The sequence below is a fragment of the Nitrincola tibetensis genome, assembly GCF_003284585.1.
GTDB classification, from domain to species: Bacteria; Pseudomonadota; Gammaproteobacteria; order Pseudomonadales; family Balneatricaceae; genus Nitrincola; species Nitrincola tibetensis.
Map to the genome: position 1 here is coordinate 40,851 of NZ_QKRX01000018.1, position 14,182 is coordinate 55,032.

The 14,182-nt window shown below is 46.5% G+C and carries 16 protein-coding genes and 1 pseudogene; 2 read left to right on the plus strand and 15 right to left on the minus strand.

The annotated features are described in order from the left end of the window. Positions 1 to 11: 11 nt before the first annotated feature. The 10 genes from sufT to trmJ form a co-directional block, all read right to left on the minus strand. Positions 12 to 533 (minus strand): putative Fe-S cluster assembly protein SufT, encoded by a 522-nt coding sequence (gene sufT / locus DN062_RS16875; protein ID WP_112160474.1) that lies wholly within the window; start codon positions 531 to 533, stop codon positions 12 to 14. Between the two features lie 14 nt (positions 534 to 547). Next, positions 548 to 910, minus strand: coding sequence for a HesB/IscA family protein (locus tag DN062_RS16880; RefSeq protein WP_112160475.1), 363 nt, complete (start codon positions 908 to 910; stop codon positions 548 to 550). 19 nt (positions 911 to 929) lie between these two features. Then, entirely contained in the window at positions 930 to 2,150 is a 1,221-nt protein-coding gene (locus tag DN062_RS16885) for an aminotransferase class V-fold PLP-dependent enzyme (RefSeq protein ID WP_112160476.1), read from the minus strand. Between the two features lie 29 nt (positions 2,151 to 2,179). Then, the gene (gene sufD / locus DN062_RS16890; RefSeq protein ID WP_112160477.1) at positions 2,180 to 3,478 is read right to left on the minus strand and encodes a Fe-S cluster assembly protein SufD; all 1,299 of its coding nucleotides are present in this window, start codon (positions 3,476 to 3,478) and stop codon (positions 2,180 to 2,182) included. A gap of 2 nt (positions 3,479 to 3,480) precedes the next feature. Then, the gene (gene sufC, locus DN062_RS16895) at positions 3,481 to 4,230 is read right to left on the minus strand and encodes a Fe-S cluster assembly ATPase SufC (RefSeq protein ID WP_193483906.1); all 750 of its coding nucleotides are present in this window, start codon (positions 4,228 to 4,230) and stop codon (positions 3,481 to 3,483) included. Between the two features lie 41 nt (positions 4,231 to 4,271). Then, positions 4,272 to 5,708 (minus strand): Fe-S cluster assembly protein SufB, encoded by a 1,437-nt coding sequence (sufB, locus tag DN062_RS16900; protein WP_112160478.1) that lies wholly within the window; start codon positions 5,706 to 5,708, stop codon positions 4,272 to 4,274. A gap of 35 nt (positions 5,709 to 5,743) precedes the next feature. Continuing rightward, positions 5,744 to 6,901: an IscS subfamily cysteine desulfurase gene (locus DN062_RS16905; RefSeq protein ID WP_112160479.1), complete on the minus strand. Its 1,158-nt coding sequence runs from the start codon at positions 6,899 to 6,901 to the stop codon at positions 5,744 to 5,746. Positions 6,902 to 6,943: 42 nt separating this feature from the next. After that, positions 6,944 to 7,444, minus strand: a complete 501-nt coding sequence (gene iscR / locus DN062_RS16910; protein ID WP_112160487.1) for a Fe-S cluster assembly transcriptional regulator IscR — start codon at positions 7,442 to 7,444, stop codon at positions 6,944 to 6,946. An 85-nt stretch (positions 7,445 to 7,529) separates the two neighbouring features. Beyond that, a complete protein-coding gene (gene cysE / locus DN062_RS16915; protein ID WP_112160480.1) occupies positions 7,530 to 8,327 on the minus strand; it encodes a serine O-acetyltransferase in 798 nt (265 codons plus the stop codon). Positions 8,328 to 8,345: 18 nt separating this feature from the next. Then, positions 8,346 to 9,098: a tRNA (cytosine(32)/uridine(32)-2'-O)-methyltransferase TrmJ gene (gene trmJ, locus DN062_RS16920; protein WP_112160481.1), complete on the minus strand. Its 753-nt coding sequence runs from the start codon at positions 9,096 to 9,098 to the stop codon at positions 8,346 to 8,348. 799 nt (positions 9,099 to 9,897) lie between these two features. Here trmJ and DN062_RS16930 point away from each other — a divergent pair. Then, positions 9,898 to 10,140 carry a type II toxin-antitoxin system ParD family antitoxin gene (locus tag DN062_RS16930; RefSeq protein ID WP_001107720.1) on the plus strand — a complete coding sequence of 81 codons (243 nt, stop codon included), beginning with the start codon at positions 9,898 to 9,900 and terminating at the stop codon, positions 10,138 to 10,140. Then, complete coding sequence (locus DN062_RS16935; RefSeq protein ID WP_112160482.1) at positions 10,137 to 10,436, plus strand: type II toxin-antitoxin system RelE/ParE family toxin; 300 nt, start codon at positions 10,137 to 10,139, stop codon at positions 10,434 to 10,436. Before DN062_RS16930 ends, DN062_RS16935 begins: the two co-directional genes overlap by 4 nt. Before the next feature lie 208 nt (positions 10,437 to 10,644). Here DN062_RS16935 and DN062_RS16940 read toward each other — a convergent pair whose 3' ends face one another. The 5 genes and pseudogenes from DN062_RS16940 to DN062_RS16960 all read right to left on the minus strand — a co-directional run bounded on the left by DN062_RS16940 (position 10,645) and on the right by DN062_RS16960 (position 14,041). Continuing rightward, positions 10,645 to 11,322, minus strand: coding sequence for a hypothetical protein (locus DN062_RS16940; protein WP_205126766.1), 678 nt, complete (start codon positions 11,320 to 11,322; stop codon positions 10,645 to 10,647). A gap of 232 nt (positions 11,323 to 11,554) precedes the next feature. After that, positions 11,555 to 12,640, minus strand: a pseudogene (locus tag DN062_RS19245) (transposase). A 140-nt stretch (positions 12,641 to 12,780) separates the two neighbouring features. Next, complete coding sequence (locus DN062_RS16950; protein ID WP_112160483.1) at positions 12,781 to 13,062, minus strand: type II toxin-antitoxin system RelE/ParE family toxin; 282 nt, start codon at positions 13,060 to 13,062, stop codon at positions 12,781 to 12,783. Beyond that, positions 13,059 to 13,331 carry a CopG family ribbon-helix-helix protein gene (locus DN062_RS16955; RefSeq protein ID WP_054640921.1) on the minus strand — a complete coding sequence of 91 codons (273 nt, stop codon included), beginning with the start codon at positions 13,329 to 13,331 and terminating at the stop codon, positions 13,059 to 13,061. The genes DN062_RS16950 and DN062_RS16955 overlap by 4 nt, the downstream gene beginning before the upstream one ends. Before the next feature lie 146 nt (positions 13,332 to 13,477). Continuing rightward, the gene (locus tag DN062_RS16960; protein WP_112160484.1) at positions 13,478 to 14,041 is read right to left on the minus strand and encodes a flavodoxin family protein; all 564 of its coding nucleotides are present in this window, start codon (positions 14,039 to 14,041) and stop codon (positions 13,478 to 13,480) included. Between the last annotated feature and the right edge of the window lie 141 nt (positions 14,042 to 14,182).

A 14,182-nucleotide genomic window follows, 5' to 3' on the forward strand; every position in this document is an offset into this window, starting at 1 on the left:
CAATGAAATGCTTAGTAGAACATGCCCGTCGCAAGCTGCGCTTCTTCACTCATCATATCGCGTTGCCAAGGTGGATCAAAGACCAGCTCCACTTTAACCGACTCCACGTTCGGAACCTTTGCCACACGATACTCAACATCGCCGACTAAAACAGGTCCCATACCACAACCCGGCGCAGTGAGTGTCATTTGAATGTCCACTCGTTTACTGCTTTGATCAAGTGCTACACTGTAAATTAAGCCAAGATTAACCAAATCAACGGGAATCTCTGGGTCATAAATGGTTTTTAATGCGTCCCAAACCTGCTCTTCTTGAATTTGATCATTCTCGGGAGCAGGAAATTCAAGCTTTTCTGGCTTTAAGCCAAGCATCTGAGCATCCGTACCATCCACCCGAACCATTTGACCACTCCAAGTAAGGGTATAGTTACCCCCTAAGGATTGAGTAATGGTAACAAACGTATCCTTCGGAATAACCACAGGAGTCCCTGCAGGAACGATTCGGGCGGGGCAATCTGCCACCGTGACAACCATGCGTCTTTCCATATTCAGTCACTCACTGTAAAGCTTTCGCCACAGCCACACTCACTGGTGGCATTTGGATTAATAAACTTAATTTGACGGTTAATCCCCTCTCGAACAAAGTCAATTTGAGTCCCCGCTACAATCGGCAAACTGGCTTTATCAACCAATAAGCGAATGTCATCGGCCACCATCAGGTCAACATCATCCGCAAGGGATTCCGCCACAAAATCTAAAACATACATATAACCCGAACACCCGCTTGGCTTTACACTGAGACGAACGGCTTGTGCCTCAGGTTTACTCGCAAGCTGCTTACGAAAATGACTCAAAGCAGCAGGTAAAACCGTTACCGTCTGAGTTTGCGGATCAAATGATTCCACGGACATGAAACGTCTCCTTTGCTGTTTAAATCAAAAATTCACGTGCTTTTTCTAAGGCTTCAAATAAACGATCGACTTCAGACAGCGTATTGTAAAAGCTAAAACTGGCTCTAACGCTACCATCCAGCCCTAAGGCCTCCATCGCAGGCTGAGCACAATGGTTACCCGTTCTAACCGCAATGCCTTGCTGGTCCAGCAACATCCCCAGATCCGCCGAATGGACGCCCTCTAATACAAAACTCAGCACGCAGACCTTTTCTTGAGAAACGCCCAAAACACGCATCCCCTCAAAGCCCTTCGCTTTTTCTTCCGCGTATTGTAACAGTTGTGCTTCGTGGTCAATCAGCGCTTGCTTGTCTAAGCCATTGAGGTACTTGATTGAGGCCGCCAACGCAATCGCATCCGCGATGTTAGGGGTACCGGCTTCGAACTTAAACGGCAGCTTGTTAAAGGTTGTGCCCGCAAAGCTGACACTTTCAATCATTTCCCCACCGCCCAACCAAGGTGGCATCGCCTCTAACAGTTCAGCTTTACCATACAAAGCACCAATGCCCGTTGGACCGAAAAGCTTATGGCCTGAAAAAGTATAGAAATCGCAATCAAGCAGCTGCACATCGGCTAGAAAGTGCCCGGCACCCTGAGCACCGTCAACTAACACCTTTGCTCCAGCTCTATGCGCCATATCCACCATTTTTTTAACCGGATGGATGACACCTAGAGCGTTCGAAACATGCGCGAATGCAACCATTTTAACTTGCTCATCCAGCAAGGTTTCATAGGCTTGCAAATCAATAATGCCTTCGTCCGTAATAGGAATAGGCACCACCTCGGCTCCAACCTCTTGTGCAACCAATTGCCACGGCACAATATTGGAGTGATGCTCAAGCATAGAGACCAGCACCTTATCGCCTTTGGATAAGTTCTGACGCCCCCAACTATAGGCAACGAGGTTAATACTTTCAGTGCTTCCGCGAGTCCAAATAACAGATCGACTTTCAGGCGCATTAATGAACTCAGCAACAGTTTGACGCGCGGCTTCAAACTTCTCGGTCGCCCGATCACTCAAAGTGTGCGCACCTCGGTGAACATTACTGTTATCCAAGGAATAAAAATTCACCAATGCATCAATCATGGCCTGTGGTTTATGCGTTGTCGCACCATTGTCTAAGTAGACAAGGGGGCGTCCATTAACCGTCTGATGCAATGCTGGAAAATCTGACCTTACTTTATCGATATCCAAACTCACTCAATCACCACCTTTCGCTAATCGATCGATTAATCGTGGATCAAATGACGAACTACGTCATCATTCTGGCCAAACGCTTTCGCCATACGTGGGCGTAACCACACTTTGATATCTTCTACGGCAATATTCTCAACCAGTTCGTTAACAAAGCCAAAACTGAGCATGACTCTCGCTTCTGCTTCCGAAATCCCACGACTTACCAAATAAAATAAAGACTCATCATTCAATTGACTGATGGTCGCGCCGTGCGCACATTTCACGTCGTCTGCATAAATTTCCAACTCGGGCTTGGTGTTTATTTCCGCCCGATTTGATGTCAGAAGGTTACGATTGCTCATCTCTGCGAGGGTTTTCTGTGCATCCTGATGGATATGAATGCGCCCGTTAAAGACAGCTTTCGCCGTATCCGAAATGACCCCTCTAAAGACTTCATTGGTCGTGCAATGAGGGACGCAGTGCTCAACATTGGTATGGTAATCAACTCTTTGATTGTGCTTAGGTAAATAAATACCCTGCAAATCAAGATCTGCTCCCGACCCGACATGTCGAACATGATAATCGATGCGCTTCAAACGACTGCCAGTTGCCAAAGTGAAACCGGTTAACTGGGAGTTAGCATGCAATGCTGCATGAACACTGCCCAGATGCAGTGATTGCTCACTCTCCATGCTGATTCGATAGTGTTTAAGCTTCGCATTTTCACCTATGTCTAATTCAGTTACTGCATTAAACATGGGGCTGGCATCGCTCAGCGTAATAAAATGCTCGATAACAACGGCTTCAGCACTGGTTTCAAGCGAGACCAACAGACGTGAACCCACATAGTCAGACGCACCAGTATCGGTATGAATATAAACCACATAAACAGGCTTTTCTAAGCGCTGATTCGCGCTGAGGTTTAAAAAGACACCCTCACCCAACGCCGCCGTGTTTAGTTGAGAAAACAGGTGTTTTTCGACCTTAGCGACTTGATTAAACTTCGTTAAAATCGCTTGCTGTTCAGCAGGTGACGCCTGACTAAACAAGGTTAAACTCTCAGGCAATTCTGATGAAAACTGGCTGGAAAAATTTCCATTCACAAACACCAAACGCGTCGCATCAAGGGCCATTAGCTCATCTGGCAAACCATCCAATTGAGCCTCAGATGGCACAGACCAAAGTGTCGACTCTAGCGACTGTAATGAAGTGTAACGCCAAGCTTCGGTTTTGCGCGTTGGCCATTTTTCAGCTTGCCACAGATTAGCGCAGGCTTGTTTTGCGTCGTTTAACCAGGCAAGACCTTTAGACTGTTGCGCTAACATCAGCGCATGTGATTGAAATTCACTCATCGTCAAACAGCCTCATTTTCTAACCAGCTATATCCTTTCGCTTCAAGCTCAAGCGCCAATGACTTATCACCGGACTTCACGATACGACCATTCGCCAGTACGTGAACATAATCGGGTACGATGTAATCCAGCAAACGCTGATAATGAGTGACAACAATAAAGCTACGATCAGCTGAGCGCATGGCGTTTACACCGTTTGCAACAACTTGCAAGGCATCGATATCTAAGCCGGAATCGGTTTCATCCAAGATGCAAAGCGAAGGCTCAAGCAGCATCATCTGCATAATCTCATTGCGCTTTTTCTCTCCACCGGAGAAACCTTCATTCACGCCACGCTTTAAAAAGCTTTGATCTAGATTAACAGCCTTACAGGCTTCACGTGCCATTTTCATGAAATCAATTGCAGAGTACTCTTCAAGACCGGCATGCGCACGGCGAGCATCCACAGAGGCTTTCAACAGCTCCATATTACTCACGCCGGGTATCTCGACAGGATACTGAAAGGCAAGAAACAACCCTTCTCTGGCTCTAATTTCAGGATCCATCTCTAAAAGATTTTGGCCTTTAAATTCAATATGACCTGCAGTGGCTTCATATCCTGGGCGACCGGACAATACATTGCCTAAGGTGCTTTTACCCGCACCATTTGGCCCCATGATGGCATGAATTTCACCTGGCTTTACTTCAAGATTTAGCTGGCGAAGAATTTCTTTGTCTTCTACTTTTGCACACAAGTCATTAATTTTTAACATCGTATCACTCACAAACATTTAAACCGGTTGCTCAGTAAGGCTTAACCTACTGACCCTTCGAGACTGACTTCTAACAGCTTGCCCGCTTCTACAGCGAATTCCATTGGCAACTGTTTAAACACTTCTCGGCAAAAGCCATTAACGATCATCGAAACAGCTTTTTCTGCATCTAAACCGCGCTGTTGACATAAAAACAACTGGTCATCGCTGACTTTAGATGTGGTTGCTTCATGTTCAACAACGGCAGAGGGGTGTGCACTTTCAATATAGGGAAACGTATGCGCACCACAACGATCACCAATCAGCAAAGAGTCACATTGCGTGTAGTTACGTGCACCTTCAGCTGTTGGCCCCATGCGCACTAAACCACGATAGGCATTTTGACTTTTACCTGCCGAGATCCCCTTCGAAATAATGGTCGACTTGGTGTGCTTACCCAAGTGAATCATCTTGGTTCCAGTATCGGCCTGCTGGTAATTATTCGTCAGCGCAACTGAGTAAAACTCCCCAATACTGTAATCACCCTTTAGGATGCAGCTAGGGTATTTCCACGTCACAGCCGAACCTGTTTCAACCTGAGTCCATGAAATCTTGGCGCGGGTATGGCAAATTCCACGCTTGGTTACAAAGTTATAAATACCGCCCTTGCCTTGTTCATCACCGGGATACCAGTTCTGCACCGTAGAGTACTTAATTTCGGCATTGTCCATTGCAACCAATTCAACAACCGCTGCATGTAGCTGATTCTCGTCTCGCTGAGGTGCGGTACAGCCCTCTAGATAACTGACGTGAGAGCCTTCTTCGGCAATAATCAATGTACGCTCGAACTGCCCAGTGTTCATTTCATTAATTCTGAAATAGGTTGAAAGCTCCATAGGGCAGCGCACGCCTTTAGGGATGTACACAAAAGAGCCATCAGAAAACACGGCTGAATTCAGCGCGGCATAGTAATTATCACGCTGAGGAACGACCGAACCCATGTATTTTTTAATCAACTCTGGGTATTTGTGAACGGCTTCGCTGATCGGGCAAAAGATAACGCCAGCCTCTTCCAGCTTGCCTCTAAAGGTTGTCACCACAGAGACTGAGTCAAAAACAGCGTCTACCGCCACACCCGCCAGCATTTCTTGCTCATGCAAAGGAATGCCAAGCTTATTGTAGGTTTCAATAAGATCTGGATCGACTTCATCAAGGCTTTTTGGGCGATCTGCAAGGCTCTTAGGGGCTGAAAAGTACGAAATTGACTGAAAATCAATTTTCGGATATTTCACATGCGCCCATTGAGGTTCTTCCATTCCCTGCCAAATTTTGAACGCTTTAAGACGCCAGTCGAGCATCCACTGAGGCTCATTCTTTTTAGCTGAAATGAAACGAATTACGTCCTCATTCAACCCTGGAGGTAAAGTCTCAGACTCAATATTGGTATGAAAACCCGCTGAGTACTCTTTCCTAATTAAACTTTCGACTTGTTCAGACATAACTCTACTACCTCTGCTTGCACATCCGCGCCGGGTTAGGCGTCAGTGCTTGTCAATCGAGTGACAACCTGACGGAAATGCTTAATGGCAAACTCGACTTCATCTTCTGTGGTGAAGCGCCCAAAACTGATACGCACAGACGAATGCGCCAGTGCATCAGGGACGCCGATGGCTTTTAAAACATAACTGGGTTCAACGCTGGCTGAGGTACAAGCAGACCCTGTTGAAATGGCGAGATCTTTTAAGGCCATCAACAACAACTCTCCCTCAACCCCAGCAACGGCGAGATTTAAATTTCCTGAAATCCGCTGCGTAGATGATCCGTTCAATTGTACACTAGGTAAATCTTTAATCCCTTCCCAAAAGGTTTGACGATAGCCTGCTATTCTAGGCGACTCATCAAGCATCAGTTCCTGCGCGAGCCTTAATGCCTCACCCATTCCCACTATTTGGTGAGTTGGCAAGGTTCCTGAACGCATCCCTCGTTCATGCCCGCCACCGTGCATTTGGGCTTCTATACGGACTTTTGGCTGCTGCCGAACGTAAAGAGCCCCAATTCCTTTCGGTCCATAAATTTTGTGAGCCGATATCGACATTAAATCAACATTCAATGCGCTCAAATCAATGGGCAGCTTACCGATACTTTGCGCAGCATCCACATGAAACAACACGTGATGCTCTCGGCATAGATCACCTATTGCCGCAATATCGGTTAAGGTGCCTATCTCGTTATTCACATGCATCAATGACACTAAAATGGTGTCGTCTCGCAACGCATTGCTTACTTGCTGGACATGGATTAGGCCATCCGCATCGGGCTGTAACCAAGTAATCTCATATCCTTCATGCTCAAGATGGCGAAAGGTGTCGACAACTGCCTTATGCTCAATACGCGACGTAATCAAGTGCTTGCCTTTACGTGCCCACTGATGAGCAGCACCTTTAATGGCAAGGTTATTCGACTCCGTTGCACCTGATGTCCAAACAATTGAACGCGGATCCGTGTTCAATAATTCGGCAACCTGTTGACGCGCATGCTCAACCGCTTCCTCCGCTCTCCAGCCGTAAATATGAGAACGTGACGCTGGATTGGCAAAATTCCCATCCATGGTCAGGCACGCAATCATTTTTTCGGCAACCCTTGGATCTACCGGGGTTGAGGCTGCATAATCGAGATAAACAGGACGCATCATTCTTTTCACACTTGTTAAAAAATACAACTGACGACACAGGCGTTAGTGCCTGCTTGCCACCCTTTCAAACTCACTCTCTCGCGAACTCACAATCACTTGATCTAATTTACGCAAATCTTGACGCGTAGCGACTTGCTGAACGTCTTGACGCTGAACCAGATCGGCCAAGGTAATACCTGCCAAGAAGTTGTGTATCTGATCACTCAAATCACACCATAGGTGATGGGTCAAACAGACTTCACCCGCCTGACAATCGCCTTTATTCCGACAGCCTGTTGCATCCACTGTTTCGTTGACAGCATCTACAACCTCGGCAACATTAATTTTATTTTGTGGGCGTTTGAGTTGGTAACCACCACCTGGCCCTCTGACGCTTGAAACCAACTCATTTCGACGCAAACGCGCGAAGAGTTGCTCAAGATAAGACAGTGAAATTCCCTGACGCTCGGAAATATCGGCAAGACTAATCGGTCCTTTTCCTTCGTGCAGTGCCAAGTCTAACATGGCAGTCACCGCATACCGGCCTTTCGTTGTAAGTCGCATCATTCACCTCACATTCACCCTATTAAGTAAGAAGGATTATGCTAAAACCTACAAAAGCAGTCAACTATTTAACCTACTAATTTGATCAAGAATTAATTTCTCGGGCCGATAGCGCTGCATCGTCTTCAACAGCACCCTCAAAATCCTCGTCTTTCAGCTCAGGTAACTCTTCATTGCAATACTCCGGACGCAGCTCACACAACACTTGCCCCATGGATTCAACTTTCTTATCCATCGCTTGCATATGGTCTAAAAGACACTGTATTGCGTGAGCAACAGGATCTGACACTTCTTCGGTGACTGCGTAGGCATCAAAGCCCATTTTATTGGCGATCTTTGTACGTGCTTCTTCACACTTAGAAACGCCTTGGTCACGCTTAACAATGCGCGCCGGTATACCCACCACTGTAGCGCCTGCTGGCACATTTTTAGTCACAACCGCATTTGATCCTACACGTGACCCTTGAGCTATTGTGATAGGGCCTAAAATCTTCGCCCCCGCTCCACAGACCACGCCATTCTCTAACGTAGGATGACGCTGCCCCTTATTCCAAGTCGTTCCACCAAGGGTAACGCCATGGTACAGCGTGACATCATCACCAACGATTGCGGTCTCACCGATCACGACACCCATCCCGTGGTCAATAAAGAAACGGCGGCCAATCTGAGCACCCGGATGAATTTCTATTCCGGTTGTCCAACGGGCGAAGTTTGAAACCATCCTGGCCAACCACTTGAAGCCTCGGCACCAAAGCGCATGTGCCAAACGGTGCCACCAAATCGCATGCAAACCTGGATAGGTGGTCACAACCTCAAACGTATTGCGCGCGGCGGGATCTCGGTGAAATACAGACGCGATGTCTTCTTTTATAGATTTAAACACTCAAATAGCCTTTAAAGGTTAACCCTTTTTCGGATGATCCTTACCTACAACCACATCAACACTGCTCAAAATGCCACGCAAGACATTTACCTCGACTTTATCGGGTACGGCCCTCAGGAAAAGTCGACGCAAGCGTGTCATTAATTGACGCGGATTACCTGGGTCGAGGAACTCTATATCAACCAAGGTTTTCTCTAGATGCTCAAATAAAAGCTCTAACTCTTTCGCTTGGGCAAGTTCGATGTCCCACTGAGTCCCCCACTTTGGAGCAGACGGCTCATCCAATGATTCATGCAACATGCGCAGCTCATATGCGATCACTTGCACAGCGGCAGCTACATTCAAAGAACTAAAGTCGGGGTTCGTAGGAATTTGGACATGATGATGGCAACGATGCAATTCTTCATTTGTCAGGCCACGATCTTCTCGACCAAAGACAATGGCTACACGTGTTTCGCTGGCAACCTTTCCGACAACGCCAGCAAGCTCTCTTGGGTTCATGATCGGCCAAGGGATATGACGCCCCCGTGCGCTGGTGCCCACAACAAGGTGACAGTCGGCAATCGCGTCCTCTAAGGAGTCCACAAGCGTCGCTGAGGCTAGAATATCGGTCGCCCCAGACGCACGGGCATCGGCCTCAGGATCTGGGAAGCGCTTAGGTGCGACGAGACAAAGATCTGCAAGCCCCATATTCTTCATGGCTCTAGCTACCGCCCCGATATTACCGGGATGCGTCGTATTGACGAGAATTATACGTATTTGATCAAGCATCTGTGCAATTTCATAAAAAAATGAGGCCAATATGGTAACAGATAACCCTTAGGGAAGTGCAGAGGTGCTGGATAAATAGATGCCGCTAAGTACAGTCACTGTAATGGTGTGATAGCCCAACCCTATCATCACGCATTTTTCCCCAGGTTTGCACCATAAGCATCTTGGTTGGTCCCCAGCGGTACCCCTCAGTGCGCCGCTCGGCGGTATAACCCGATTGGTTCCTGCCACATGGAGCGATAGCGGACCATGCTTGAAAGCCGTATCACTGCTAAAAAATGCATCAATCACATGACGCGTAGAATGGAGGTTCTCCCTGATCGAACTGAGCGGCCAAGCGTTATGCAAGCTATATAGCAACTCTTACATGCTGTTGAAGTCCATAAACTATGCCCTGCAAACACCACGCCGGGTTACCGCAACAAACATAGGCACCAGTGGATCTGCTTACTATAAAAGGGCATATGCCCGAACAGATGCTATATTAGGAGGCCGGACAACGACTGTCGACCCGAATCTTGCTGTATTCGTTCCACAACAGTCCTTGTTGGTCACAGTTTCCTGAAAGTCTTATCAAAGCATAGATGGAGAGGTTTTTCTACAGACTGAACGTCCGCCTAAGGGGCTGGCAACGCATTACACTAAACTCAAACACAACAACTGCTACCACTGCGGCTCAATGGGACTGGAAACGCCACGCGTTGACAATCCCTCTTGAGTCGTTTGTTATGCGCGCCTTGCCCCAAACGCCATTTAATACCATAATTAGGTACTTTTTGGTATTCATGGAGAAGGACACATGGCGAAAAACACAAGTATCACTCTTGGTGAACACTTCGATGGCTTTATTACAAGCCAAATACAAAGTGGACGTTACGGCTCAGCAAGTGAAGTCATTCGCTCTGCGCTACGTCTACTCGAAAACCAAGAAACCAAACTACAGTCACTCCGTCAATTACTTGTTGAAGGAGAGCAAAGTGGTGACGCTGATTATGACCTTGATAGCTTCATCAATGAACTCGATAGTGAAAACATTCGATGAAACCATTTAATCTAACTGTCACCGCTAAAGCCGATTTACGAGATATTGCTTTATTCACTCAACGCCGTTGGGGAAAAGAGCAGCGAAATCTTTATTTAAAGCAATTCGATGACTCATTTTGGCTTTTAGCGGAAAATCCCGACATCGGTAAATCATGCGATGAAATCCGAGAGGGATACAAAAAATTCCCCCAAGCTAGTCACGTCATCTTTTATCAGCAAACAGGCAGCCAACAAATCAGGGTAATCCGAATTCTTCATAAGAGCATAGATGTGAACGCAATATTCGGCGCATAACGCTCAAAGAAGTACCATCATCAAACGCTACCCAAATTGTTTAATCAGCCACGTATTTTTCAGATTTGATATGCAACATAATTTGCTCCAGCGGCGCAATGTAATTTATTGACAGAGAGAAGGCTCATAGGTGTTAGCGCAGTTCATTCTTGGCAGACGTATCGCTAGAAAATTGATTGCGAAACTAAGAGCGACGCACCCAGCTGTTTTAGATAGGCTCATTGTTTCCCTTAACTTTCTTTACTACTGGATTTTCTAAGGAATTAGCCTCTATCAGGTTTGATAAATGCTTTACATCATTATTGAGTTTACCTACGTTTTTTCCTACACCGTTTATGGAGTCTACGATCTTGAGCAAATAAGGCTTGTTAATAAGCCCCGGCAGATCAGCGTACGGCTTAACATCCAATAGAAAGTCTTCAGATTTTGCATTCGCTCCGTTCAAGCTAGTCCACTTCAGGCGAACATTAAAAGGGGGCATGGGCTCTTTGGAATCCGTATCTTTAGGCTTGAAGAGTTGAAAACCGATAGCAAACAATATCGAAATTTTCTCTCCTTGCGGAATTAGGGTTATAGGGCCTCTTTTTGTGGTGCAATCTAGGATTAGGTCATAGCGGGCGAAATGCTCTGACTCTCCAAGAAATTGAAAGTAGACATTTCTTGCGGGGCCTGTACCTATATTGGCGATTGAAATGTTTAAGCCACCTGTTCCATCTGGATGCGGCTCAAAGTAAGCAACTAAACTAGGCTCCGAGCCTGCCTTCCGAAGCAACCGATTCTCACGCCACAAAAATACAGTAAGAATAGCTATTGCAACCGTAGAGAAACCGCTGAGAATAGTAGCTATGCCGTCCAGCCCCATTGCAGCTATGTCGTCTAACCCCATTCCGTCTTCCTCTCGTATCGATGTCTGTTGGTATGAGCGCTAACGAGCCTGTAGAAAAACCTAATCTCGACAAGTTTTTCCGCCAGAGCCCAGTATATATTTTTCATTTTCAATTGCTGACTTCAGTCAGCAATCACGTATTTAATCTGTCTTTTAGCTTTTACTTTTATAGGCCTTAAGCAATTGCCCCTTCAAAGCCTCATTCAGAAGCCATCTCATCCTGATTTCCGCCTCATCCGCTCAATCCACCGTATTTCGCTAACTTCTCTACATTATGCACCAAGCAGTACAATTGCCACTGACCCTGAACCTTGTTTTTACCTCGCAGGCTAAAACGACTGAGTCCTTTGTTGGTGCCAATATTGCCGAACACAGGCTCCACAACAGACATTCGATGGCTATAAATCTGCTTCCCTTTAGGACTATCCACTCGGTGCTTCATCCAGTCAGTATAGGTCGGCGCACGCTGGTCATTAAGTGCAAAACTGACTTGTCTTCCGGCACCTTTGCGATGATTCGCTGACGCTGGATTCTTCATGCACTTATCTTTTATAGCGCAATGACGACATTGCAGTAATCGACCTTCAAAATAGGCTGTGCGTTGACCACGTTCATTCTCTTTAACTCCCCGATGACTAATCTGCTCACCCGCCGGACAAATACATATCATCCTAACTGGATCAAACTGGAACTCGCTAGCGGGAATCAGAGGTTTCGCTTTAGAGTGTACGATGTTCCTGCCCTTCACCGAAGACTTGTGCATCAATGATAACTTGATGCTTTTTGTCGACGGCTGCAACACCGTTGTAGCCTTGAATGGTTCCTTTACTGGTCGTCATCTTGGCTGTGTCTGGATCAGTGATATTGCTCTTCACTTCATTACTGCGCTTGCCTTTACCCATCCTCGGCTGGTTCTGCTTTAAAAAAGCATCGATCTTATTGGCAGCCGCATCCAGTGTTTGAATGGTATTGCCTGAGCTCGGCTACTGATAAAGTGAGCAATCGTAGTGAAGTGCGGCACGGTGTCGCAAGATAATGCTTTGAAAATGATATTGGTTTCACAGCACCACTGGATCTCACGGCTGGAGGTAATGCCCTTGGAATAAGCAAATAATATAATTTTGAGTAGTATCGCAGGGTCGTATGCTGGGCGACCTTCGGTATCATTTTTATAGGGCTTGTGAATAGCCGATAAGTCGAGTTTTTCAGAGATCAGGTAATGCAGTGCGAATTCAAACGTGCCAGGTTGGATCTGTTCTAGGTAGTTAATCACCACCATAGACATCTGGTTGTAATCATAATGTTTGAACTTTGCCATCCCAGAGCCTCCGTTTCCTGAAAGTCTTATCAAAGCATAGATAAGGAGGTTTTTCTACAGCCTGAACGCAGAGCGCACCGGCAACCTTGATGCAGCGAAGCGGAGACAAGGGCGTCCGAGTGCCGCGTTTGGCTAAATTGCTATCGTTCACCCTCAAGGCCATGCCACACTCGGAGAATAATGATGGCACTGGCATGAACTGAATATCGAACGACGTATTTTCCGAAAACCATATCTCGAACAGAGTCAGGCACCGGTGCCATTTCAACTGGTGTGCCCATTTTGGAGAACTCTGGAAGTAATTCGATTTTGCCAACCAGTTCGGTGGCAATCCTGGCTGCCGCCGACGGGCTGTGCACCGCAATGAACTCCCTGAGGCGTTTCAAATCATCAATGGCTTCGTCCGTGTAAACCAGCTTCACTTACCTGACCTCGGCGCATCTTGCTCGTTTTCGGTTCCCCAGCTATTAAGCCAACTGTGGACCTCGCTGGCATCAACAACCTTGCCTTGGGCAGCAGACTCCATTGCCTCTAACGTTTGTTTCCACCGCTCTTGCTCAAGCTGCTGCTTTTCTATGTATTCCGACAATGCCTGGTTGATTACCCAGCCTTTGCTACGGTGCAGCCTGCTGGCGATTGCTTCCAGATGCTGTTCAACTTCTGCTTGAAGGCGAACTGTGGTGACGCTCATGACTATGACCCTCGAATTTGCTGACTACAATGTATTACAGCATAGTCTACAAGGGTAGGCAAAAAATTTAACGCCCCGCGCATGCGCGCGAACTTGTGAGCGTCGCAAGGGCCTCAGGCACTGAATGACGCGGATTGTTATATTTTTTATGCTGCAAATCTCTTGGCTACGTTAGCAACACGCTGCCCTAGATACTTTGCTGTTACTAAATCGATTGCATTTAGTTCGCCATCTGTGGAGTGTGCAATTAAGCCAGATTGAGCACCAAGCCTGTTACGCCCTTCAGCATCACAGTTACCTGGTATATCTAAACTTGCCCATAACATGCCATGTTGGTTTGCGAAAATTTGCATGTATTGAATGGTGTTTAACTGATCACCACTCAGATTTGAGCCAATGGTAAAACCACTAGCAATTTTATTAGACCAAGCTTTTTCAGCCCAAAGATCACCCGTTGCATCAGCAAAAGCTTTGAATTGTGCCGATACACAACCCATAAATGTAGGTGAACCGAAAACCATTGCATCGACATTTTTAAGTTGCTCTATCAGGGCTAAGTTTTTAAAACGGCCATCAACAATATCCGTACCCACAATTTCAGCAAAAACAACATCAACCTCAGAGACAGAACAAATGCCCGAAGCTACTGCTTCAGCAAGCTTTTTTGTTGTGCCTGATGCTGAGTGAAAAATAATGGCGACCTTTACCACTTAACTATCCTTAAAAAAATAATCATGGTAGAACGACCCATTACTGAGCCGCCCCCACACAGATCCGGACGTGCGGAACTACCGCATCCGGCTCTTCAGTTATATATTCACGCGTGTAAATCACGCACTTAATACCAATCA